Origin of the sequence: Chryseobacterium culicis (assembly GCF_900108365.1) — a bacterium.
Taxonomy (GTDB): domain Bacteria; phylum Bacteroidota; class Bacteroidia; order Flavobacteriales; family Weeksellaceae; genus Chryseobacterium; species Chryseobacterium culicis.
In genome coordinates, this window is sequence record NZ_FNWQ01000001.1 from 800,279 (window position 1) to 821,986 (window position 21,708).

At 37.9% G+C, this 21,708-nt stretch carries 24 protein-coding genes and 1 riboswitch; of the genes, 14 read left to right on the top strand and 10 right to left on the bottom strand.

All coding sequences use genetic code 11. From position 1 onward, the window contains the following. Positions 1–85: 85 nt before the first annotated feature. From BLW74_RS03570 to BLW74_RS03580, 3 genes are all read left to right on the top strand, one after another. Positions 86–1,396 carry a T9SS type A sorting domain-containing protein gene (locus BLW74_RS03570; RefSeq protein ID WP_089690064.1) on the top strand — a complete coding sequence of 437 codons (1,311 nt, stop codon included), beginning with the start codon at positions 86–88 and terminating at the stop codon, positions 1,394–1,396. A 135-nt stretch (positions 1,397–1,531) separates the two neighbouring features. Then, a riboswitch (cobalamin riboswitch) is annotated at positions 1,532–1,709 on the top strand. Positions 1,710–1,741: 32 nt separating this feature from the next. Then, positions 1,742–3,568, top strand: coding sequence for a TonB-dependent receptor plug domain-containing protein (locus tag BLW74_RS03575; RefSeq protein ID WP_089690065.1), 1,827 nt, complete (start codon positions 1,742–1,744; stop codon positions 3,566–3,568). Between the two features lie 19 nt (positions 3,569–3,587). After that, the gene (locus tag BLW74_RS03580) at positions 3,588–4,643 is read left to right on the top strand and encodes a YncE family protein (protein ID WP_139265690.1); all 1,056 of its coding nucleotides are present in this window, start codon (positions 3,588–3,590) and stop codon (positions 4,641–4,643) included. A gap of 151 nt (positions 4,644–4,794) precedes the next feature. Here BLW74_RS03580 and BLW74_RS03585 read toward each other — a convergent pair whose 3' ends face one another. From BLW74_RS03585 to gldB, 9 genes are all read right to left on the bottom strand, one after another. Beyond that, a complete protein-coding gene (locus tag BLW74_RS03585; protein WP_089690067.1) occupies positions 4,795–6,213 on the bottom strand; it encodes a CCA tRNA nucleotidyltransferase in 1,419 nt (472 codons plus the stop codon). Positions 6,214–6,250: 37 nt separating this feature from the next. Continuing rightward, a complete protein-coding gene (locus BLW74_RS03590; protein ID WP_089690068.1) occupies positions 6,251–6,595 on the bottom strand; it encodes a nuclear transport factor 2 family protein in 345 nt (114 codons plus the stop codon). Positions 6,596–6,701: 106 nt separating this feature from the next. Further along, positions 6,702–7,250: an L-threonylcarbamoyladenylate synthase gene (locus BLW74_RS03595; protein WP_089690069.1), complete on the bottom strand. Its 549-nt coding sequence runs from the start codon at positions 7,248–7,250 to the stop codon at positions 6,702–6,704. A gap of 303 nt (positions 7,251–7,553) precedes the next feature. Then, positions 7,554–7,982 carry an IS200/IS605 family transposase gene (gene tnpA, locus BLW74_RS03600; RefSeq protein WP_089690070.1) on the bottom strand — a complete coding sequence of 143 codons (429 nt, stop codon included), beginning with the start codon at positions 7,980–7,982 and terminating at the stop codon, positions 7,554–7,556. 870 nt (positions 7,983–8,852) lie between these two features. Further along, complete coding sequence (locus BLW74_RS03605; protein ID WP_089690071.1) at positions 8,853–9,365, bottom strand: DinB family protein; 513 nt, start codon at positions 9,363–9,365, stop codon at positions 8,853–8,855. Between the two features lie 90 nt (positions 9,366–9,455). Beyond that, the gene (locus tag BLW74_RS03610; RefSeq protein ID WP_089690072.1) at positions 9,456–9,908 is read right to left on the bottom strand and encodes a GNAT family N-acetyltransferase; all 453 of its coding nucleotides are present in this window, start codon (positions 9,906–9,908) and stop codon (positions 9,456–9,458) included. Positions 9,909–9,974: 66 nt separating this feature from the next. Beyond that, entirely contained in the window at positions 9,975–11,114 is a 1,140-nt protein-coding gene (locus BLW74_RS03615) for a cystathionine gamma-synthase (RefSeq protein WP_089690073.1), read from the bottom strand. 135 nt (positions 11,115–11,249) lie between these two features. Then, positions 11,250–11,573 (bottom strand): gliding motility protein GldC, encoded by a 324-nt coding sequence (gldC, locus tag BLW74_RS03620; protein WP_002977443.1) that lies wholly within the window; start codon positions 11,571–11,573, stop codon positions 11,250–11,252. 31 nt (positions 11,574–11,604) lie between these two features. Further along, positions 11,605–12,588, bottom strand: a complete 984-nt coding sequence (gene gldB, locus BLW74_RS03625) for a gliding motility lipoprotein GldB (protein WP_185116335.1) — start codon at positions 12,586–12,588, stop codon at positions 11,605–11,607. Between the two features lie 52 nt (positions 12,589–12,640). Here gldB and BLW74_RS03630 point away from each other — a divergent pair, with 52 nt between their 5' ends. The 7 genes from BLW74_RS03630 (at position 12,641) to BLW74_RS03660 (ending at position 16,873) form a co-directional block, all read left to right on the top strand. Further along, positions 12,641–13,279, top strand: coding sequence for a leucine-rich repeat domain-containing protein (locus BLW74_RS03630; protein ID WP_089690075.1), 639 nt, complete (start codon positions 12,641–12,643; stop codon positions 13,277–13,279). Positions 13,280–13,290: 11 nt separating this feature from the next. Continuing rightward, complete coding sequence (locus BLW74_RS03635) at positions 13,291–13,821, top strand: GNAT family N-acetyltransferase (RefSeq protein WP_089690076.1); 531 nt, start codon at positions 13,291–13,293, stop codon at positions 13,819–13,821. Beyond that, positions 13,818–14,351 carry a GNAT family N-acetyltransferase gene (locus BLW74_RS03640; protein WP_089690077.1) on the top strand — a complete coding sequence of 178 codons (534 nt, stop codon included), beginning with the start codon at positions 13,818–13,820 and terminating at the stop codon, positions 14,349–14,351. Before BLW74_RS03635 ends, BLW74_RS03640 begins: the two co-directional genes overlap by 4 nt. A gap of 12 nt (positions 14,352–14,363) precedes the next feature. Next, a complete protein-coding gene (nadE, locus tag BLW74_RS03645; protein WP_089690078.1) occupies positions 14,364–15,158 on the top strand; it encodes an NAD(+) synthase in 795 nt (264 codons plus the stop codon). A 107-nt stretch (positions 15,159–15,265) separates the two neighbouring features. After that, positions 15,266–15,784: a ribonuclease domain-containing protein gene (locus BLW74_RS03650; protein ID WP_228424752.1), complete on the top strand. Its 519-nt coding sequence runs from the start codon at positions 15,266–15,268 to the stop codon at positions 15,782–15,784. A gap of 142 nt (positions 15,785–15,926) precedes the next feature. Next, the gene (locus tag BLW74_RS03655) at positions 15,927–16,568 is read left to right on the top strand and encodes a hypothetical protein (protein WP_089690079.1); all 642 of its coding nucleotides are present in this window, start codon (positions 15,927–15,929) and stop codon (positions 16,566–16,568) included. Beyond that, complete coding sequence (locus BLW74_RS03660; protein WP_089690080.1) at positions 16,565–16,873, top strand: barstar family protein; 309 nt, start codon at positions 16,565–16,567, stop codon at positions 16,871–16,873. The genes BLW74_RS03655 and BLW74_RS03660 overlap by 4 nt, the downstream gene beginning before the upstream one ends. Positions 16,874–16,991: 118 nt before the next feature. On the opposite strand, the gene BLW74_RS03665 is transcribed toward BLW74_RS03660, so the two are convergent. Next, the gene (locus BLW74_RS03665; RefSeq protein WP_089690081.1) at positions 16,992–17,474 is read right to left on the bottom strand and encodes a cytidine deaminase; all 483 of its coding nucleotides are present in this window, start codon (positions 17,472–17,474) and stop codon (positions 16,992–16,994) included. A gap of 100 nt (positions 17,475–17,574) precedes the next feature. Here BLW74_RS03665 and namA point away from each other — a divergent pair, with 100 nt between their 5' ends. From namA to BLW74_RS03685, 4 genes are all read left to right on the top strand, one after another. Then, on the top strand, positions 17,575–18,627 hold the full coding sequence (gene namA, locus BLW74_RS03670) for an NADPH dehydrogenase NamA (protein WP_089690082.1): 1,053 nt from the start codon (positions 17,575–17,577) through the stop codon (positions 18,625–18,627). Between the two features lie 42 nt (positions 18,628–18,669). Then, entirely contained in the window at positions 18,670–18,930 is a 261-nt protein-coding gene (locus tag BLW74_RS03675; RefSeq protein WP_228424754.1) for a DUF2752 domain-containing protein, read from the top strand. 293 nt (positions 18,931–19,223) lie between these two features. After that, positions 19,224–19,628: a type VI secretion system tube protein TssD gene (gene tssD / locus BLW74_RS03680; protein ID WP_089690084.1), complete on the top strand. Its 405-nt coding sequence runs from the start codon at positions 19,224–19,226 to the stop codon at positions 19,626–19,628. A 148-nt stretch (positions 19,629–19,776) separates the two neighbouring features. Then, on the top strand, positions 19,777–21,708 hold the full coding sequence (locus tag BLW74_RS03685) for a type VI secretion system Vgr family protein (RefSeq protein WP_089690085.1): 1,932 nt from the start codon (positions 19,777–19,779) through the stop codon (positions 21,706–21,708).

Below are 21,708 nucleotides of genomic sequence, written 5' to 3' on the forward strand. Positions count from 1 at the left end.
AATTATGAAAGCCCATTTCTTTTGATCGGGTAAATATTGTTTTAATATTGTTTCCACCAATTCGGATCGCTAAATATAATAAAATATGAAAAATTTTTACAGAATGTCAATGAAAATATTGGCCGCTTGTTTTTTCCTGAATTTTAGCTATACAGAGGCACAGCTTACTGTAATAGGTTTGGGGAATTATAATGTAGGTGCAGTTTCGGATAACGGAGTAGTAAGTATGCATACAAGCGCAGGAGCGATCTATAAGTGGGATGCAGCCAACGGACTTGTACAGATAGGGGCAATATCCAATGGATATCCGGCTGCCGGAAGGACAGTGGTTTCCAATGACGGAACCAAAATCTCGTCTTCCATTACCAATGCAGCAACAGGGTTCAATGAAATATCAACTTACGATGTAGCAGCTTCCTCCTGGGTCAACAGAGGCGGACTTGTTCCCACCGGATGGGATGGAAGTGTGAGCTCCACCTGGGGAATGACTACTAACGGAAGCACAGTTGTAGGTCTTGGTTATCTCACTGCCGCAAATGCACACGCGGTAAAATGGGACGAAGCCGGAGGAATGATAGATTTGGGAAGCATAGTTCCCGGACGAAGCTCCAGAGCCAACGCAATTAATGCTGCAGGAACAGTGATTGTAGGATGGCAGGACGAGCCGACAGGTACCAGAAGCGGTGCAAAATGGCAGGATGGCGTAGAAAGCTTTATTACAGATAATAACGGTAATAATGTAGGAGAAGCAGGCGGAATTTCTGCGGATGGAAGTACCATCATAGGAGCTGCAAATCCAAATCCATATGTATGGAATGCTGTAAGCGGGCTGACGTATATTACCCATCCTAATGCTTCATTCACCTTTAAAGGAGGTGCAACGGGAATTTCTGCTGACGGGAAAACAGTAATTGGATATTACAGAGCATTCGGAGCGCCACCCATTTCTGGGGAAGGCTTTATCTGGAACTCTTCCACGGGGAGAGTCAATCTGAATGATTATGCCGCATCACTGGGAATTGCCACCAATGGAGTAACGATGGGACTTCCATTAGCGATTTCTCAGGACGGAAAGAAAATTGCCGGAACAGGAATGAATGCGTCAGGCCAGATGATTGCATTTTACCTGGATATTTCATCGTTTTTGTCAGTGAAAGATACTGTTCAGGGCAAAGACACTATTGGTATTTACCCTAATCCGGTAACTGATAGGCTTTATTATAAAGGAGCAGGTAACATAGAAAGAGTTGAAATATATAATATGGTTGGGCAAAAGGTGAAAACATTCAATACTGTAGAAGGGCAGATGGATGTTTCATCCTTGCCAAAAGGAGATTATATTTTACAATACTGGGTGAAAGGAGAAAAGCAAGCTTATAAATTCATAAAAAAATAAACATATAAATAGTAAAAGTAGTGGGATGAATGGCCGTTTTCAATATTGAAAGCGGCTGTTCTTTTTTACTTACTCTGACCAACAGACCGCTTTTTTTAACATAAGTCCAATTTTTGGCAGATACATATAAAAAACTATCTTTGCAAAAATTTTGGTTTCCAGTGTTTTGGAATGAAAAGGGAATCGGGTGTAAATCCCGGACTGTCCCCGCAACTGTAAATCGCAATAAAAGTTTCTGCAAAAAGCCACTGTTTAAAAACGGGAAGGTGCAGAATGCGAAAGTCAGGAGACCTGCCAGGATTGTAATTAAAAAACATATTGCTTTCGGAGGAAAAGTAAAAAAGTATGGATATAAAAAGATCTTTAGTACTGCTTTTTTCGTCTTATGGCTGCTTTCTTTTTGGACAGGAGAAAGCCATAGATACTGTTTATGTCTTCGACAATCAGATGAACAGGGTGAAGCTTTTTCATCCTATAAAAACAATTACGGCAGAAGATGCCGAGAAGAATTCCAGTAATCTCTCAGAACTTCTAAGATTTCAGTCACAGGTTTTTATCAAAGAAAATGGACGTGGTGCTGTTTCTTCCCCGTCTTTCAGAGGAACTACCGCGCAGCAGACTGCTTTTGTGTGGAACGGAATTAATATCAACTCTAATTTTTTAGGTCAGGGAGATATCAACAATATTGCCTTGTTCGGGTACGATCAGATCGGAATAAAAGCCGGCGGAGGAAGTGTAATCTACGGAAGTGGTGCTATCGGGGGAAGTATTCATTTAAATAATACTCTTGATTTTAATAAAGGATTCCAGGGCTCATTATTTTCAGAAGTCGCTTCTTTTAATACCTATAATAATTTTGTAAAGGGTTCGTACAGTAATGATAAGCTGAGTTTTAAAGCTTCCGGAAATTATTCTGTAAGTGAAAATAACTATGAGGTAAGCGATCTGAATTACATCAACAGAAACGGAAATTATTACAACACAACATTCAACGTAGGTGCATCCTACAAAGTAACGAATGATCATAAAATTTCCTGGCAGAGCCAGTTTTTTGATTCTTCACAGCATTATCCCGTGTACGAGGAAACGGGTACAAAAACGAAATATAAAACGCAGAGTGTAAGAAGTCTGCTTTCCTGGGACTGGAACAGAGCGAAGTTCAGCAATTCCCTTAAAGCAGCCTATACTGAAGAGAATTTTCAGTACTTTGGTTCTTTAAACCAGCCAAAATCAAGCGGAGGAACAGGGAAAAATTATATCTTTAAAAACGATTTTAATTACTTCCTGAATTCAAAATGGAATTTTAATGTCATCGGAGAATTTCAGGTCAATAAAGGAGAAGGTTATCAGAGTGGAATTTCCAATGTCAGCAGAAATGTTGGTTCAATATCAGGATTGTTGAGGTATTTTGCCACAAAAGACCTGCGTTTTGAGGGGGGATTCAAGAAAGATTTTGTAGAAGATGTGAAATCACCGCTGATGTACTCTTTCTCCGGAAAATGGAGGGCTGCAAAATGGTATGATGTAAGTGTAAATGTATCCAAGAACTTCAGATTTCCCTCCTTTAATGATATCTATTATGAACCGGGAGGAAATAAAGATCTGAGACCGGAAACATCTACCCAGGTGGATATGACAAATGAGTTCAAAGCAGGAGATTTCAGACTTACTTTGTCTCCTTACTACATGAATATAACGGACCTTATTGTATGGCTTCCCACTGCTTTAGGCTACTGGCAGGCATACAATATTAATAAATCTGAGTCTTACGGACTGGAATCTCAGCTCTCTTTCAGCAAACAGCTGGGCAAACATAAGATCTATGCAAATGCAGGATATTATTATGCAAAATCTATTGACAAAGAAACCGGGCTCCAAAGGCCATATGTTCCCATGCACAGAGGAAATGCCAATCTGGATTATGAATATGGTTTCTTCAGATTCTTTGCACAGGCACTCCTGAACGGGGTTACCTATACCACAAGCGATGAAAAGAGATCAGAGGCTATAGATCCTTATTTTCTTTTAAATATGGGGGCCTCTGCAACGTTAGCAAAAAAATATACCTTAGGGTTTAAAGTGAATAATCTGACGGATACTTACTATAAAACAGTTTCTTTTTATCCTTTACCGAAAAGAAATTATAGTGTGTATGCTACAATACATTTTTAAAAATTAAAATTGAATAGATATGAAAATAACTAAACTTTTAACTGTATTATTTGCAGTCGTGTTATTGTTTAACATTTCTTCATGTACAAGTGATTCTACGGAAGTGGAGATCTCTCCAATCACTTATCAGAACGGGTATTTTATCTCTAATGAAGGGAACTTCAACAGTCAGGGAGCTAAAGTAACATTCCTGACAAGAGATTTAAGCATGAAGCAGGATGATGTGTATGGATATAACAACAATAAAGAAATCCTGGGTGACGTTCTTCAGACAATTGGTCTTAACGGAAATAAGGCTTATCTTGTCTTAAATAACTCAAACAAAATTGTAGTAGTAGACCGTTATACATTCAAAAAATTAGCAGTTATTACGGATCAGATTGATAATCCAAGAGGAATTACTTTTACCAACGACTTTATCTACGTTTCGAATACCAATTTCACAGCACACACTCAAAGTGTAACGAAATATAAAGCTTCTGACTATTCATTTGTAAGCAAAATCAGCATGACTGATGTTTCTGACAAAATAGTGGAAGCAGGAGGAAATATTTTCGTACAGAATGCATCATCAGGATATGGAAATAAGATTACTTATATCAATACTTCTAACGACAGTAAAACTGAAATTAACGTTCCAAACGGACAGATTGGAAACACTGTTTCATATAAATCCAACGTTTATACCATTTCTTCAACAGCTGCAGATTCTTATATCTATAAAATTTCAAGCACGGGAGCAGTAACGCCGGTAATTACGCTTACAGGAATTCCAAATGCTACAAACCTTCAGATTGATAACGATAAAATCTACTTCAGCTCTGCCAATAAAGTGTATACAACAAGCTTGGCTGCACCGGCAATTCCGACAACTCCACTGTTAACAGCAGAAGATGGCGGACTTTATTTTACGCTTTACGGATTTAACGTTATTGATGGAAGAATTTTTGCATCAGATGTTAAACAATTTAAAGCAGAAAGCGAAATGATCATCTATTCAGCAACTACGGGAAGCAAAATGGTAACTCTTAAAACAGGAGGCCTTGGTGCTAACGGAACTGTCCTGAACCCGTAAAAATATAATTTTTTATTTTTTCATCATTTGTGTTTTTTTCCGGTCGGTTTCTTTTGAAGCCGGCCGGCTTTGTTTTATAGGTGGATATACAAAAGCCCGGCGGGATGGAACATCCCGCCGGGCTTTTGTATTTTATTATTTATCTGTTAAATCAGATGGTTAATCCCAGTTTCTCAGCTTCAGCAATAACAAACCTGGTGGCTTCTTCTTTTTCATTAGGAATTTCGCCCTCCAGAATGGCTTCTTTTACTTTCTCTTTCAGAATACCAATTTCACGGCCTGGCTTAAGATGAAACATTTCCATAATTTCTTCACCGGTGATGGGCGGCTGGAAGTTTCTTACCTGATCTTTTTCTTCCACTTCCTTTATTTTTATTGCTACGTATTCAAAGTTTTTCTTGAATTTCTCCTGCTTCTTCGAATTTTTAGTAGTAATATCTGCTTTACAAAGCGTAAAAAGGTCTTCAAGATTTTCTCCCGCATCAAATAAAAGCCTTCTTAATGCAGAATCAGAAGCGTCATCAGTAATCAAAGCAATAGGCCTTGAGGAAAGCTTCACCATTTTCTGCACATACTTCATGTCAGTTCCCAAAGGCAGTTTCAATCTCTGGAAAAGAGTTTTTACCATTTTTGAGCCCAGAAATTCATGTCCGTGAAACGTCCATCCTGTTCCTTCCACAAACTTTTTTGTAGGGGCTTTTCCAATGTCGTGAAGCAGGGCAGCCCAGCGAAGCCAGAGATTATCGGTATTCACTGAAATATTATCCACTACTTCTAAAGTATGGTAAAAGTTATCCTTATGCGTTTGTCCCTCTACTTCTTCTACACCTTTCAGCTCAATGAGTTCCGGAATAACCAGCTTCATAAGACCGGTTTGTTCCATGAGCTTTAATCCGACCGAAGGTTTCTCAGAAAGCATAATTTTATTGAATTCTACCATTATTCTTTCCATAGAAACTATCCTGATTCTTTCTGCCTCCTGCTGAATGGCTTTCAGAGAGTCTTCCTCAATATTAAAGTTTAAAGTGGAAGCAAAACGTACTGCTCTCATCATCCTCAAAGGATCATCAGAATACGTCTGAGCAGGTTCTAACGGTGTCCTTAAAATTCCATTTTTAAGATCATCAATCCCGTTAAAAGGATCAATCAGTTCTCCGAAGCTCTCTTTATTTAAAGAAATTGCCATTGCATTAATGGTGAAATCTCTTCTTTTCTGATCATCTTCCAGGCTTCCGCCTTCTACTTCCGGCTTCCGGCTGTTTTCTGTGTAGCTTTCCTTTCTTGCTCCTACAAACTCAAGCTCAAGCTCTTTATACTTGATCATGGCAGTTCCATATGTTTTGAATACGGAAACCTTTAATTTAGGATCTATCTCCTGAGCTACATTTTGAGCAAGCTCAATACCGCTTTGTTCCGTTACAAAGTCTATATCTGTAGACGCTTTTCTGTTCATCAGAAGGTCTCGTACATAACCGCCCACAATATACACGGACTGGTTATTCCTTTCTGCTGCTTCAGAAATGATTTTAAAAAGTTTTAAATTCTTATTTTGATTAAGATTAATTTTCATTGCTAATAATAGTGACAATTTCTACGTATGTTATTCATTAATCATAATGAGCATACATTTTGCTGATTTTTCCGTCTTCATTAAAAAACATAACTTCAACAGCGTGTTTATCGATAATCGACTTATAAAATAATGCTACTGAATCTACTCCAGCTGTAGAATGAATAAGATCAAAATGAAGATCCGGAAACTTATCCAATGCTTTTCTCCAGTATTCACGAACCGCTTCTTTTCCTTGTAAAGAGCTTTCCTTACCACCTGTGGCCAAAGTAATCATAGGCGTTGTGATTTCAATATCATCCGAATAGTGGGAGAGAATTTCTTCCAAATCATGAGCGTTCCACGCTTGAACCCACATGTGAGCAAATTCCTGATGATCCATAGCAAATAGTTTATGAGTTGAGTTTGCAAAGATAGAACTAAAAAAAGAAATCCTGCCGATATGAACGGGCAAGACTCTAAAAAATAAATATACAGACTCAGAATTTTTATTCCCGAAGCACTTTTATTCTGTTGTCATTCCATATTTTGATGACCGAAGAACCGGAATATTTTGAAACCTTGTCTCTGTCTTCTTCCACAGCATAATCGACAAGGCTGATCATTTCTTCAGAAATATCAGAAAATTTCAGCGGACTTTTCTCACCACTGAAGTTGGCAGAAGTTGATACCAAAGGTTTGTTCAGTTTTGTGATCAGTTTTTTACAGAAATCATTTTTCACCAGTCGGATTCCGATGCTTCCGTCTTCCGCAAGAAGTTCCTTAGGCAGGCCTCTTGGATTTTCATAAACAATGGTTACCGGTTTTTCACTGAGATCAATAATTTCCCAGGCCATCTCGGGAACATCCACCAGATCCTGAAGTCTTTTTTCAGATTCCACCAGGATGATCATGGATTTGTTTTTTTCGCGCTTTTTGATGTCAAAAATTTTATTGACTGCTTCAATATTGGTTGCATCACAGCCAATTCCCCAGATCGTATCGGTAGGGTAAAGAATCGTTCCGCCGGATTTTAATATTTCAATAATATGTTCCATAATTGTAAGTGAATTCAAAGAGGGGATAAAGGTAGAGAATCTATGAATTTTAGGCAAAAAATTGGAATGTAAATCTGTTTATGATGACAGGTTTTAGTAAAGCCAGTTGAAGGTGCACAATTTAAAAACGGGCTTTAGCCCGTTCCTATTGATATTTTGATGGTGTATGATTCTATAGGTTATTGTCTAATAGAATTAAAATACGATTTTACAGATTATTAGAGATGTTATTCTATTCAATAGAAATGGGCTTTAGCCCATGTAACAATGGAGACCAATCCTTTGGCTTTAGCCAAAACCTACCTACATTTTAAAATTATATCTTTCAATAAATTCCTTATACTCCTCTCCAAAACTTTTTTTCTGATGGTGTTTTTCCTGATTTTTAATATAATTTCTTACATTCTCTACCATCGATTCAGAAACTGACACAGCAAAATATTCATCCTGCCATGAGAATTTTCCTATTGTAAGTTGATTTTTATTGATCCAATGTGAAGATTCACCTTTTAACAGTTGTACAACTTTTTCAATATTCTGATCAGAGCCGAGAGAAATAAGACAATGACAATGATCTGAATATCCATTAATCATATCTAAAAATATTCCTTTTTCTGTAGCATATTCTTTAATATGTTTCCAGACTTTGAGACGTATGTCAAATGTATTGAGAAAAGGATCTCTATTTCTTGTAGAGAAGACAAGATGAATGTAGATTTTGATAAAAGCCATTTGTGTTGTTTTATCAAAAATACTATTTATTTAATAAGTTTTGGCTAAAGCCAATGGAAGGAGATGTATAATGTGAAAACGGGCTCCCTTCGACTATGCTCAGGATAATTACCCGCTCGTATTGATGTTTTTTGTGGTATAACTAAATATGATTCAGCGAATTATTAGAAAGGTTATGTTATTCAATAGCAATGGGCTTTAGCACATTTAACCAATAAATATCAATCCTATGGTTTCAACCAAAATCTACGAAATTATAAATTTCGGCTAAAGCCAATTGAAGGAGATATATAATGTGAAAACGGGCTAAAGCCCGTTCCTATGATGTTTTTTGTGGTATAACTAAATATGATTCAGCGAATTATTAGAAAGGTTATGTTATTCAATAGCAATGGGTTTTAGCACATTTAAACAATAAATATCAATCCTATGGTTTCAACCAAAATCCACGGAATTATAAATTTCGGCTAAAGCCAATGGAATTAGCATAATATGAGAACGGGCTAAAGCCCGTTCCTATTGATGTTTTTTGTGGTATAATTAAATATGATTCAGCGAATTATTAAAGAAGTTATGTTATTCAATAGCAATGGGTTTTAGCACATTTAAACAATAAATATCAATCCTATGGTTTCAACCAAAATCCACGGAATTATAAATTTCGGCTAAAGCCAATGGAATTAGCATAATATGAGAACGGGCTAAAGCCCGTTCCTATTGATGTTTTTTGTGGTATAATTAAATATGATTCAGCGAATTATTAGAGAAACTATGTTATTCAATAGAAATGGGCTTTAGCCCATTTAATAAGAAAATAGATTCTTCGGCTTTAGCCAAAACTTATAATAAATCAAAATTCCATTGAGTATTCTACATCCATCCCAGTTTCGATAAATACCTTTCCTCAATGATATTCAGGTGGTGGTAATTGTGTCCTACGATCAGTTTTCCGATGGTTTCTACCGTAATTTCATGGCCATTGGCTGTACCTTTATTCTGTAAAGCGGAAGGATGAAGTGTTTCTAATAGAATCTGAGAAGATTTTCTTACCAGTTTGTATTCTTCCAAAAGGGAATCCAAAGTTCTTTCATTGGCAAATGATCGTTCTGCGTATTCATTTTCGTCAAATCCGGGAAGGTTGTTTTTCTCTCCTCTTGCGAATGCCAATATTCTGTACTGGAAAACTCTTTCTGTATCGGAAAGGTGGAGTAGAAGTTCTTTTAAAGTCCATTTTCCTTCTGCATAAGCGAAATGAGATTGTTCTTCGGTGAGGTTGGAATAAATTCCTGTGGTTTTATCTGCTGATATTTGGAGTTCATCTAACCAGTTTCCTGCCGGAATCATATCTAAATATCTTTGAATGTATTTTTGAAATTCGGTCATATCATTTTTTGTTTTAAGGAGTAATTGGGATGTGGGTTTTGGATCTTCAGGTGTTGGGATATGGATTATAAAATATTATATATCAGTCGTTTATTGCTCGAGGTTTGTCCATTCGTAAAAATTAACAGAATCATAGCGTTCAAAGCCGCAAGAGGGGTAAAGCTGATTTCCTATATCATTATTTTTTCCTGTTTCCAAAAGAATACCACATGCTTTTGATGAACGGCAAAGTTCTTTTGCTTTTTCAATCAGTTCTTTCGAGTAGCCTTTTCCTCTATGATCTTTATTTACATAGAGATCATTCAGAAGCCAATAGCGCTGCATCCGTGTAGATGAAAATATGGGGTATAATTGCACAAAGCCGGTCAATGCACCATTTTCTTCCGCAACAAAAATTTCAGAATCTTTATTTTCCAGTCTTTCCTGAAGAAAATTGGTGGCAGCGGGAATATCGGTTGTTTTGTGATAAAATACTCTGTACTGATCAAATAATTCCGCAAGTTGTGGTAGGTCGGAAAGAATTGCTTTTCTTGTATTTTTCATAGTATTAGCGGTGTTATACTAAAATGAGAAAGATGGTACCATCCTTCTCATTTTATGGTGTTTTTATTAAGAAAATGCTTTCTCTAAATCTGCAATAAGATCTTCAGCATCTTCAATACCAACGCTTAAGCGGACAAGGTCATCGGTAATGCCCAGTTCAGCACGTTTTTCTGCAGGAATGGACGCGTGTGTCATGAGAGCAGGGTGGTTTGCTAAAGATTCTACACCTCCCAAAGATTCCGCAAGCGTGAATACTCTCACTTTTTCTAAGAATTTAATGGCATCTTCTTTTTTTCCTGATTTGAATGTAAATGAAACCATTCCTCCGGCTTCTCTCATCTGAGATTTTGCCAGCTCATACTGCGGGTGAGATTCCAGACCAGGATAAATGACTTGATCTACAGCCGGATGAGTCTCCAGGTATTTTGCTACTGCCAGACCATTGTCAGAGTGTCTCTGCATTCTTAGTGCCAGTGTTTTGATTCCTCTCAATACCAGATAAGAATCATGAGGACCTAAAATACCACCACTAGCAAACTGAATAAAGTGAAGCTTTTCTCCCAATTCTGCATCTTTGGCAATAAGTGCTCCTGCAATTACATCAGAGTGTCCTCCTAAATATTTTGTGGCAGAGTGCATCACGATATCAGCTCCCAAATCAATGGGTCTCTGGATATAAGGCGTGGCAAAAGTATTGTCTACGGCCACTAAAATATCTTTTCCTTTTGCGATGTCCACTACTGCTTTAATGTCTACCAGTTTCATCAATGGGTTAGTAGGGGTCTCTACCCAGATCAGCTTTGTTTTATCAGTAATGACATCGGCAATTTTAGAAACATCATCAAAATTTACGAATGTAAACTTCAGCTGATATTTTTCGAAAAGTCTGGTAAACATTCTGTAAGTACCTCCATAAAGATCATCTACAGCAATCACTTCATCACCAGGGTTTAATAGTTTCAAAACACAGTCGATAGCCGCAAGACCGGAACCGAATGCCAAGCCTCTCGCTCCGTTTTCAATACTGGCCAAGGAATCTTCCAATGCCTGTCTTGTAGGGTTGGCAGCTCTGGAATATTCGTATCCGGAATGTACACCCGGGCTTTTCTGCGCAAACGTAGAGGTTAAAAATACAGGTACATTTACAGAACCTGTTGCAGACTCATGGTGCTGCCCTCCGTGAATTACTTTTGTATTAAAATTCATAATTTTTTGCTTTTAAACTTTAGCAGTAAACAATAAACGAATTGTCTAATACCAGTTATTTTGTATTAAAATTTGCTCTAGCTGAATACAAAAAGCTTACCGCTTAGTGCCTGCAGCTTACCGCAATTGTTTTTTTTATTTAATAGCAGATTTTACAGCGAATTCTTCTGCAATTTCTTCCATCCACTGTGCTACATCCTCTTCACCTGTTGCTCTCTGGTAGGTATTTCCTAAAGATATTAAAATCTGATGGATGAACATTTTCATCTGGTCTACAGGCATTTCTTTCGTCCAAAGATCTATTCTTAATGCTTCTCTGGTTTTATCATCCCAAACAGAAATCATCGTTGCCTTGGTATCTTGTTTTTCAATACCCCCATCCTGAGCGTTCCATGTAATATTTTCCGGTACGTGATTTTCATCAAGCTCTACATCTATGGTAATCTGAGTCTTTCTCATTGTTCTATTTTTCTAAATTCTAATTTTTCTATTATTTAAGTTTCGGTTTATAACCGGATTGATTAAAAATTGTGGTGGCATCCATTTTAAGGAAATCCGTTAGCTTCGTTTCTGGTTTTTCCTTCAGATAGGCTTTACAAATCTGCCAGCCAGTAAAAATTCCGATTTGAGGGGAAGATTCATTATCAATTTCGGTATAAAATTTTGAAAATGGACCCGGCGAAATAAAACGTTCTCCCAGTCTTGGGTCATCTCCGAAAATCAGATTGCTTTCTACAAAATAATTCCAGATATTGGCCTCATTGCTCGCTGCCCATTCGTACTGCTTCTGAGTATAGTTCATTTTCAGGTAATCAGGAAGATCCGGAAGAAAAGCATCCTGAAGAATCATTACTTTTCCGTTCAGAATAATCTGGTCTATGAATTTCTGGTGATCTGGAGATTCTGTTACAATATTTTCAGCAAAAAGCCGAGATACTTTCGGAACAATATTCTGAGGATTCATGGACTTCTGGAAATACAGTTCCAATCCTTTATAATGGGCATTTCCGTCTCCCATAAAACCGGTCACATCGATAAATAGCAGATTCCCTTTTTCATCATAAAATATGGGATCCTGAACCATCTGTAAAGCTGATGAGAACAGATATACCTTTGGACTTTTAAATTTTGGAAAGTAATATTTTATATGTGAAAATAAGCTTTGAAGCTCTGCTTGAAGCTTTGTCTGATCTATTTTTCCGATAGCTTCCCTGTAGATGTTGATCTCTTCGGCATCCGCTCTTCTTTTTCCGAAATCAGCATCAGAAACACTTCCCTGAAACCATGGAAATTGAGCTTTAAACTGATCCAGAGGAATATTGGGATTGTAAAATTCTTTGGAAATATCTGTAATATCTACTTTCTCAGCAGTTTGTTTTACTTCTACCTTCCACTGATTTTCAGGTTCTTTTTTGCAGGAAACAAGCCCCGCAGCCAAAACAGAAGAAAGCGCAATATATCTAAAAATCTTCATTATTTTTACATGGAATTTAAGTTTACAAAAATAAGGATTTAATACACAATTCATGATGAAAATTAAAATATTTACCACCCTTTTCCTTATTTCAGGATTTTCGTTTTTCTACGGACAAAAGCTTGAATTTAAAGATAAAAACTTTGAAAAAGCAGTACTGGAAAATTTCGATCAGAATAAAAACGGAATCCTTGAATTTCAGGAAGCCGGAATGATATCGAACCTGTTCCTGGTTCAGAAAGGAATTACCTCTGCAGAAGACCTCCGATTTTTTAAAAATGTAAAAATGATTGTGCTTGATGATAATGTGATTTCTGCTATAAAGATCAGCAATCTGGATCTTCTGGAACTGTTTTCGTGTACGGGGTGTAAAATTTCATCATTCAAAGCAGAAAATCTTAAAAATCTAACCTCATTATACCTGGATCATAACCTGCTGCAAAGTATTTCACTGGAAGGACTTCCGAAAATTGAGCAATTAACATTATCTTTAAATCAATTAAAAACAATTGACCTGAATCAGTTGAAAAGATTAAGAAAGCTGAATCTGGAACATAATAAACTGCAAAAAATTGATATATCCAGGAATCCGGCATTGCAAACGTTGAATATAACAGGGAATACAATAAAAGAAACAGATATCAAAAATGGAACAAAGACAGAGGTCACAATTTTTGGTACAGAAGATTAAAACTCATCTTTATGAAAATAGAAACAGAACGACTTATTTTAAGAAAGCTTGAAGAACAGGATGTAGAACGCATGTTCCTTATGGATTCTGACCCGGAAGTGATGAAATATATTGGTGTGCCGGTTTTAACGGACATCAATGAATCAAAAAATGTCATCAGAATGATTCAGAAGCAGTATGAGGAAAACGGAGTGGGAAGACTGGGGGTTGTAGAGAAAGAAAGCGGGCTTCTGATCGGCTGGAGCGGCTTAAAATTGTTAACCCATGAAACCAATGGCTATAAAAATGTATTGGAACTGGGATACCGTTTTCTCCCGGAATCATGGGGAAAAGGATACGCAGTAGAATCCGGATTAGCGTCTCTGGATTATGGCTTTAATGAGCTGAATGCAGAAGTTATTTATGCTTATGCCCACTCTGAACATGATGCCTCCAATCATATTTTAAGAAAATTAGGATTTGAGAAAACCGGTGAGTTTGAAGAACCGGACGGAATCTGCTTCTGGTACGAACTGAAACGTGAAAATTATCATAGAAAATGATTACGATAAGACAGGAAGATAAAAAAGACTATCAGGAGGTATTTCAGCTCACAGAAGAAGCTTTCAGGGAAATAGAATACAGCGATCATCAGGAACAGTTTTTGGTTGAAAAACTAAGGGGTTCGGATGCCTTTATCCCGCAGTTATCATTGGTAGCAGAAGATGAGAACGGTACAATTGCAGGACATATTCTTTTCACAAAAATTGAAATTACCAATGAAAAAGAATCATTTGATTCCCTGGCTTTGGCTCCTGTTTCCGTAAAACCCGAATTTCAGAATCAGGGAATCGGAGCAAAACTGATTCTTGAGGGACATCATATCGCAAAAGGACTGGGATATGAATCTGTGATATTAATTGGGCATGAAAAATATTATCCGCGCTTTGGTTACAAAAAAACAAGTAATTTTGGAATTTCTTTTCCATTTGATATTCCTGAAGAAAACGGAATGGCTGTAGAATTGGTAAAAGACGGATTAAAAAATAAAAAAGGAGTGGTGAAATACCCTCACGAATTTGGAATAGACTAAAAAAAATAAACGATGCAGACACAAAAAGTGATAGATCATATCGTAAGCTGGTTAAAAGATTATGCGACAAAAGCAAGAGTAAACGGTTACGTAATCGGAGTTTCCGGAGGGGTGGATTCCGGAGTAGTTTCCACATTGGCAGCAATGACAGGGCTCAAAACGTTACTCATAGAAATGCCGATCCGCCAGAAAGCCGATCAGGTAGACCGTGCACAGGATCATATGAATGACCTTAAATCCAGATTTCCTAACGTAGAAACCATGTCAGTAGATCTAACCCCTGCTTTTGAGGAACTGTACAAAACCTTTGATGTAAAAGATGACCTGTATCCTAACGAAAAGCTGGCTTTTGCCAACACAAGATCCCGTCTGAGAATGCTTACCCTGTACTATTACGGACAGCTGAACGGACTTCTGGTTTGCGGAACAGGTAATAAAGTGGAGGATTTCGGGATTGGTTTCTATACAAAATACGGAGATGGCGGCGTAGATGTTTCTCCTATTGCAGATCTTTACAAAACAGAAGTGTATGAGCTTGCCCAAGGGCTTAATCTGATCAAAAGCATTCAGGAAGCAATTCCTACTGACGGTCTTTGGGATGTGGACAGAACAGATGAACAGCAGATTGGAGCTACTTATCCGGAACTGGAAAAAATCCAGAAAGAATACGGAACCAAAACTGCCGAAGATTATGAAGGGAGAGATAAAGAAGTATTCCTGATCTTTGACAGAATGCATAAAGCAGCAAAACATAAAATGGATCCTATTCCGGTTTGTGATATTCCGGAAGAATGGAGAAGTAAATAAATAGCGTGAAAGAACCTGTTTAACCCTGTAACGGTTTGTCAGTATTGTATGTTTTCTTATTGTTACAAGGTTATATGGGTAAATTCTTACATTAATACAAAGTTATAATGAACGGTAAAATAAGATCTGTATTTTTTATATGCCTGGGACTTCTTTTCGGCATGGGGACCATGTATATCTACAAAAACTTTATTGAAAAAAAGAAACATCAGTCAGGTTCTTTAACAACTGAAAACGTGAGCTACGGCAGTACTTCTTCGGATCAGGGCGCTCATACCGGAAATCTATCGGATCAGGTTTCCATAGATCAGCTTACCGAAGAAAAAACGGTGATAAACTATGTTAAGAAAAATCATCAGCTTCCGGAATATTATATCACTAAAAATGAAGCAAGAAAGCAGGGCTGGGATCCTTCCAGAGGAAATCTCTGTGAGGTACTTCCCGGAAAAGCTATTGGCGGAGATAAATTCGGAAACAGGGAAGGCCGTTTGCCGGATGGAGAAAAATATTTTGAAGCAGATGTAAACTACCATTGCGGCGGAAGAAATGCTGACCGTATTATCTATACCCGTAAGGGAGATGTATACCTTACTAAAAACCATTATAAAAGCTTTGAAAAACAGTAACGTCTAGAAACCGGATTTAATCAATAGTATAAATCCTGATTGGAAAGATGTTACAGATGACATTGAAAATAGTATGGATGTTTCCTGAGATTGCTTCGTCGCACAGCTCCTCGCAATGACAAAATGTATAATTTGCATTATAATGAGTATAAATCGTAATTTTGAAAATAGTAGATTTCTTTATCTTTTAAGTGTTTTACTTCTGATCTTTTCATGTTCGGAAAAGAAAAATGCCGTAAAGAAAAAAACGGAAAAACCTTGCGTAACAATACTTATACAGCCATTTAAAGATATTAACGAGGACACGGTAGCCAAAGTAACCGAAGGTATAAAAAAGGTATACCCGAATGTAAAAGTTCTGGACGCCATAGACTTTCCGGCGAATACTTATTATAAAGAGAGAAACCGCTACAGAGCTGATTCAATCATTAAATTTTTAAGTAAGGAAACAAAAGAAGGATTTGTTACCATAGGCCTCACTACAAAAGATATCAGTGCTACCAGAGGAAAAATCAAAGATTTCGGAATCATGGGATTAGGGTATACACCCGGGAAAGCCTGTGTAGCTTCGAACTTCAGGCTGAGCAGAGAAAACCGGGACGAGCAGTTTTTCAAGATAGCCATTCATGAGCTGGGCCACACACAGGGGCTGCCACACTGCCCTGAAAAAATGTGCTTTATGAGAGATGCGGAAGGAAAAAATCCTACAAATGAAGAAACCGGTTTCTGCAAAAAATGCAAAACCTTTTTAATTAATAAAAATTGGAAATTTAGTTCAATATGAAGACAGTATATATAGATTTTACAGACATAGGTGACTATGAAGATTTTTACGCCCAGCTTAGGGAAAAAATTCAGCTTCCTGAGCATTTTGGTGATAATCTTGATGCCCTTTTTGATACCGTCACCGGTGGTCTGGAAATGCCGCTGCATTTAGAATTCGTCAACATGACGGTAGATCAGCTTGAGATTTTTGAAGATCTGCTGACCACCCTGGAAGATGCTGAAGAAGAAGTGGAAGAATTTAGCTTTAGCTATTATCTGGAGCAATACGAAGATGATGAGGACGATGTAGAATCTGAAGAATAATAAAAAAGCTGTTTCGTAAACTGAAACAGCTTTTTTTGTGCTGAAATGTAAAGCTTTTTTACCAGCACTTTTCGTCTCCTGCACAGAGGAAAAATCTCAATCGCCTTCCCGCTTATCGTTACAAAAACGTAGAATCAAAATAAAAAGGAAGCAGATCTTTCACCGCATGCACTTTTACAACCTCCTCATTCATACTTGAGAAATACAGGTCAATATTTTCATTCTGTTTGGTTTCGTACTCCATTAAGCTCTGGCGGCAGGCTCCGCAAGGCGGAATTGGCGGATTTTTCTCGTGAAACTCCTTAGGACCGCCAACAACGAAGATTTTTTCTATTTTCAGATCCGGAAAATTGGCTGCCACCCAAAAAACAGTTGTTCTTTCTGCACAGAGCCCGGATGGATAAGCTGCATTTTCCTGGTTGTTCCCGGAGTAGATTTCTCCGTTTTCCAATAACACGGAACACCCTACCAAAAACTGAGAATAAGGCGCATAGGCATTCTCACGAGCCTCCTTGGCTCTTTCAAATAATTGTTTTTCTATATCGCTCAGCTCACTGCTATTTTTAAAATATTCGTAACTGATCTGTATATCTTTTTTCATATATTGTACACTAAAAAAGGGGGGTAAAATTAGTTCTTTTTAATGAAGTGGACAATATTTTATTCTTCCGGTGAAAAGTTCAATTTTTTAAAACAGTAAAATGTTATACACACCAATAAAATTCAGAAATGTAGAGTTGAAAAACAGATGGGTAATGTCACCTATGTGTATGTATTCATGTGAAAACGGAGAAGCTAATGACTTCCATTTTGTGCACTATGGAAGCAGATCGCAGGGCGGTACAGGATTATTGATCGTAGAAGCTACCGGAGTAGAGCCTAAAGGAAGAATTACCAATCACTGCATGGGAATCTGGAATGATGAGCAGGCAGAAAAATTACAAAGAATAGTAGAATTTGTGCATAAAAACTCAGAAAGTAAAATCGGGATCCAGCTGGCTCATGCAGGAAGAAAAGGTTCAACCTGGAACAACCTGCAGATTTCTCTGGAAGAAGGCTGGGAAACTGTTGCGCCGAGCCCTATTCCGTATCATCCCACAGAAAGAATTCCACATACACTTACTGCAGATGAGGTAAAAGAGCAGGTGCAGAATTTTAAAAAAGCAGCAGCAAGAGCTGTAAAAGCAGGCTTTGATGTTATTGAAATTCATGGAGCGCACGGATATCTGATCCATCAGTTTTTATCACCGCTTTCCAACATCAGAACAGATGAATATGGAGGAAGTTTCGAAAACAGAATCAGATTTCTTCTCGAAATTGTAGATGCTGTTAATGAAGAGCTGAATGAAAACACAGCGCTTTTTGTAAGAATTTCAGGAACAGAATACGCAGAGAACGGCTGGGATATCGAAAGCAGTGTAGAGCTGGCAAAAATTTTAAAGGAACATGCTGTAGATCTTGTAGATGTATCCAGCGGCGGAAATATTCATGGAGCAAAAATCCCTGTTTTTGAAGGTTACCAGGTGCCTCTGTCATCACAGGTGAGAAATGAAGCTGAAGTGAAAACCGGAGCTGTAGGATTAATTACCAAAGTAGGGCAGGCTGAGGAAATCCTTCAGAAAGGAGATGCAGATCTCATTTTTGTGGCAAGAGAGATCCTGAGAAATCCTTATATTGCTGTTCAGGGGTCTTTTGAAATGAAAGAAGACTGCTTTTTTCCCCATCAGTATACCAGAGCCAAAATCTCTTCTTAAATAAATCCTTTACAGAACGCAGAAATGGATATTGATGACTTCATGCTTACCTGTCCCAGTAAGAAATATCTGGGAGTAGAATGCCTGGGCTGTGGTGCTCAGCGGGCTGTCGTACTGGTGTTTGAAGGAAAGTTTTCGGAAGCTTTTCAAATGTATCCTGCCGTCTATACCTTACTGTTATTCTTTTTTACCCTAGGGCTGAGCTTTATTGATAAAAAAAGAAAATACGGTCGTGTTTTAATGATGATGATCGTCGTTAACCTTATGATTATAGTGCTCGGGTATCTATACAAACATCATTAGCCCAAGTGGAAGAACTGAAAATGAATGTCTGATTGAGAATAGGACAATAAAATGATGGTTTCTTTTGTTATTCTGTATTTATAAGATTGAATAGAAAATTTTTAATAAAAAATAAAATTAATTAGTTTGAAATCCTAAAATTGATTTTTAATTCGGAATTTCTAAAATGTCGTAGAACTACTACAATTTCTGAAACAGTGCCTCAAAAACTTTTTAAATTAGAACATGAACTCTATCTTTGTTATATAAATCCTATATAGGAGAACAGTAGTAAATGTTTAAAATGTAAGAATATGGCAGGAAATTCAAGAGGAATCTTAAAATTCAATGGAGGTGAAGGACAGAAGTTATTAAAGCTTAATTATAGCGTATCAAGATCAACAGATGTATCTGGGCGTGTTGCTTCTGATCCGTCAAACGCATTGATCAAAGTAACCATTGAAGCAACAGAAAAATCTGATGTTTTAGAGAGCTTGTTAAACAGCAAATATAAACCTACCCAAGGAGAAATCCAGTTCAATAAATCTCACGAAGAAGGAACACTGATTTCTTTGAAGTGGGAAAACGGATATGTCATTCAGCACGAAGTAGACTTTGATGCAATAGACAGCAACAATATGCTGATCAGCTTCGTAGTAAGTGCGGAAAGCATTACCTATGGAAATTCATTCTATGATGGGCTTTGGCCAATGAGCTAGGTCTTTCATCAGATAAAAATAAAAGACTGTCCCTAATAAGACGGTCTTTTTTTACCTAACACTATATTATTCAGGATCTTTTGTTTTTATTTTTAAACTCCCGATCTGTTGAATAATCGTTTAGAAAACTAATCAAATCACTAAAAATATGTCAAATACACCTGGAAACTCACAATCGACGTCTTTTCGTCCGACGCAGAATGCAGATGGTATTTCCGCAAATCATCATACAGGTATCAACCGTCTGGTAAAGCTTTCTATTGTTATAGAAGGTAAAATTATCAAGTATTATAAGCATTTCAGACTTAAACAAAGTACCAGAAGACATCACGAATTTACATTGACACTGGCCCACGATACCCTGGGAGACAGGCAGACCCATTCTTTGGAAGAAGCCAATAAATTTCTTGGTAAAAGACTTACAGCCGTTATTTCCTATAAAGATATAGATAACAGCCCGGAAAGAACCTTCGTAGGGGTGATTACCGGGGTAGGATTCAGTCAGGAGCATATGAGTCTGGGAAATATTGTGCTTACAGGTTACAGCCCTACCATTCTTCTTGACGGAGCACCGCATATTCAGAGCTTTGGAGGTGCCCAGCCGGTGAATGTAGGAATCATTGCCGAAGAAGTGATCAAGCAGGGAATTGATAAAAGCCGATTTGATGTAAGGGTAGATGCCAATAATTTTTCCCAGATTATCTACAGCAGCCAGTATGATGAAACCCATTATAACTATCTGGCAAGAATGGCAGAAGCTTACGGTGAACAGTTTTTCTATGATGGCGAAGTGCTGCACTTTGGAAAGCTCCCCGCTCAGAACAAACCCATTACCCTTACCTACGGAAGCAGTGCCAATGATATAAAAGTTGAATTGAAAGCAGTACATACAAAGCCCCAATTCTACGGATACAACAGCAATAAAAATGAAAAACTGACTTCCGGTTCCACACCCATAAAGCACGTTGGTGACCTGGCAAAAACAGCCTACAGTCACAACGAAACCATTTACAAAACACCGGCTTTACAGATTGCCCCCATCAAAGCCACTACCCATCTTGATGTGGAATATTCTCAGAAAAGCGCCTCCGGAAGTGAAGCCGTGAACGTTTTTTCCGTTTCAGGAAATACAACAGTTCCCTTCCTGCATCCGGGCTGCGTTGCAGATGTACAGATGCGCAAGCCGGATTCTAATGAAACGTCCTATTTCACAAGGATCATGATTACAGAAGCAGAACATGAAATAGACACCATAGGGCATTATAAGGGAAGCTTCGTAGGAATAGCAGCAGACACCGGATTTCTTCCAAAGCCTGAATTTACCATTCCGAAGGCTGAACCACAGACCGCAACCGTAATTTCCAATACAGATCCCGAAGGACAGGGAAGAGTACAGGTAAGATTTGACTGGCAGACGAATGATACCACCCATTTTATCCGCATGATGAGCCCGGATGCCGGCGGAACAGATCAGATTACTCAAAACCGCGGTTATGTAGCCATTCCCGAAGTGGGAGACCAGGTGATGGTCAATTTTGTGCACAGCCACCCTGACAGACCTTTCGTGATGGGAGGAATGTTCCATGGAGGAATTGCCTTAGGAGGTGGAGTGAATAATCATCTGAAATCTATCCAGACCAGAAGCGGAATCCGAATTTTAATGAATGACGAAGAAGGCAGCGTAACCATCCTGGATCCGAGTGGAAATACTTATTACATGGACGGACAGGGAAATATCAGCATGAAAGCCCCTAAAAACTTTACTTTAAATGCTGGTGATAATATCAGTATCACTGCAGGAAAAGAAATTTCAATAGGAGCAGGAGCAAGTATTACCAGCACTGCCAACGATAATATTGTTTCCATAGCAGGAAAAGATATGAAACTTACCGCTTCGGGAGATATTACGGAAACTTCAGATACCAGAACGGAAATGATTGAAAAGGAATTCAAGAGACAGTCTGAAACTTCCAACGAAATAGCAGGTGAAATTTCCATGTTCAGCGAACTGGAAAATATGACCATGCAGAGTGGAAAGATCGTAGAATTCAACAGTGCTGAAAAATCAAAACTTTTCTGA

Coding starts and splice junctions, on each gene's coding strand:
- nadE (WP_089690078.1), top strand. CDS start 14,364: ATGCAGACACAAAAAGTGATAGATCATATCGTAAGCTGGTTAAAAGAT.
- BLW74_RS03665 (WP_089690081.1), bottom strand. CDS start 17,474: ATGAAAAAAGATATACAGATCAGTTACGAATATTTTAAAAATAGCAGT.
- BLW74_RS03610 (WP_089690072.1), bottom strand. CDS start 9,908: ATGAAAAATACAAGAAAAGCAATTCTTTCCGACCTACCACAACTTGCG.
- BLW74_RS03675 (WP_228424754.1), top strand. CDS start 18,670: ATGCTTACCTGTCCCAGTAAGAAATATCTGGGAGTAGAATGCCTGGGC.
- BLW74_RS03575 (WP_089690065.1), top strand. CDS start 1,742: ATGGATATAAAAAGATCTTTAGTACTGCTTTTTTCGTCTTATGGCTGC.
- BLW74_RS03640 (WP_089690077.1), top strand. CDS start 13,818: ATGATTACGATAAGACAGGAAGATAAAAAAGACTATCAGGAGGTATTT.
- BLW74_RS03580 (WP_139265690.1), top strand. CDS start 3,588: ATGAAAATAACTAAACTTTTAACTGTATTATTTGCAGTCGTGTTATTG.
- BLW74_RS03630 (WP_089690075.1), top strand. CDS start 12,641: ATGATGAAAATTAAAATATTTACCACCCTTTTCCTTATTTCAGGATTT.
- BLW74_RS03605 (WP_089690071.1), bottom strand. CDS start 9,365: ATGACCGAATTTCAAAAATACATTCAAAGATATTTAGATATGATTCCG.
- gldB (WP_185116335.1), bottom strand. CDS start 12,588: ATGAAGATTTTTAGATATATTGCGCTTTCTTCTGTTTTGGCTGCGGGG.
- BLW74_RS03595 (WP_089690069.1), bottom strand. CDS start 7,250: ATGGAACATATTATTGAAATATTAAAATCCGGCGGAACGATTCTTTAC.
- tssD (WP_089690084.1), top strand. CDS start 19,224: ATGGCAGGAAATTCAAGAGGAATCTTAAAATTCAATGGAGGTGAAGGA.
- BLW74_RS03615 (WP_089690073.1), bottom strand. CDS start 11,114: ATGAATTTTAATACAAAAGTAATTCACGGAGGGCAGCACCATGAGTCT.
- gldC (WP_002977443.1), bottom strand. CDS start 11,573: ATGAGAAAGACTCAGATTACCATAGATGTAGAGCTTGATGAAAATCAC.
- BLW74_RS03590 (WP_089690068.1), bottom strand. CDS start 6,595: ATGGATCATCAGGAATTTGCTCACATGTGGGTTCAAGCGTGGAACGCT.
- BLW74_RS03650 (WP_228424752.1), top strand. CDS start 15,266: ATGAACGGTAAAATAAGATCTGTATTTTTTATATGCCTGGGACTTCTT.
- tnpA (WP_089690070.1), bottom strand. CDS start 7,982: ATGGCTTTTATCAAAATCTACATTCATCTTGTCTTCTCTACAAGAAAT.
- BLW74_RS03585 (WP_089690067.1), bottom strand. CDS start 6,213: ATGAAAATTAATCTTAATCAAAATAAGAATTTAAAACTTTTTAAAATC.
- BLW74_RS03685 (WP_089690085.1), top strand. CDS start 19,777: ATGTCAAATACACCTGGAAACTCACAATCGACGTCTTTTCGTCCGACG.
- BLW74_RS03570 (WP_089690064.1), top strand. CDS start 86: ATGAAAAATTTTTACAGAATGTCAATGAAAATATTGGCCGCTTGTTTT.
- BLW74_RS03660 (WP_089690080.1), top strand. CDS start 16,565: ATGAAGACAGTATATATAGATTTTACAGACATAGGTGACTATGAAGAT.
- namA (WP_089690082.1), top strand. CDS start 17,575: ATGTTATACACACCAATAAAATTCAGAAATGTAGAGTTGAAAAACAGA.
- BLW74_RS03635 (WP_089690076.1), top strand. CDS start 13,291: ATGAAAATAGAAACAGAACGACTTATTTTAAGAAAGCTTGAAGAACAG.
- BLW74_RS03655 (WP_089690079.1), top strand. CDS start 15,927: ATGAGTATAAATCGTAATTTTGAAAATAGTAGATTTCTTTATCTTTTA.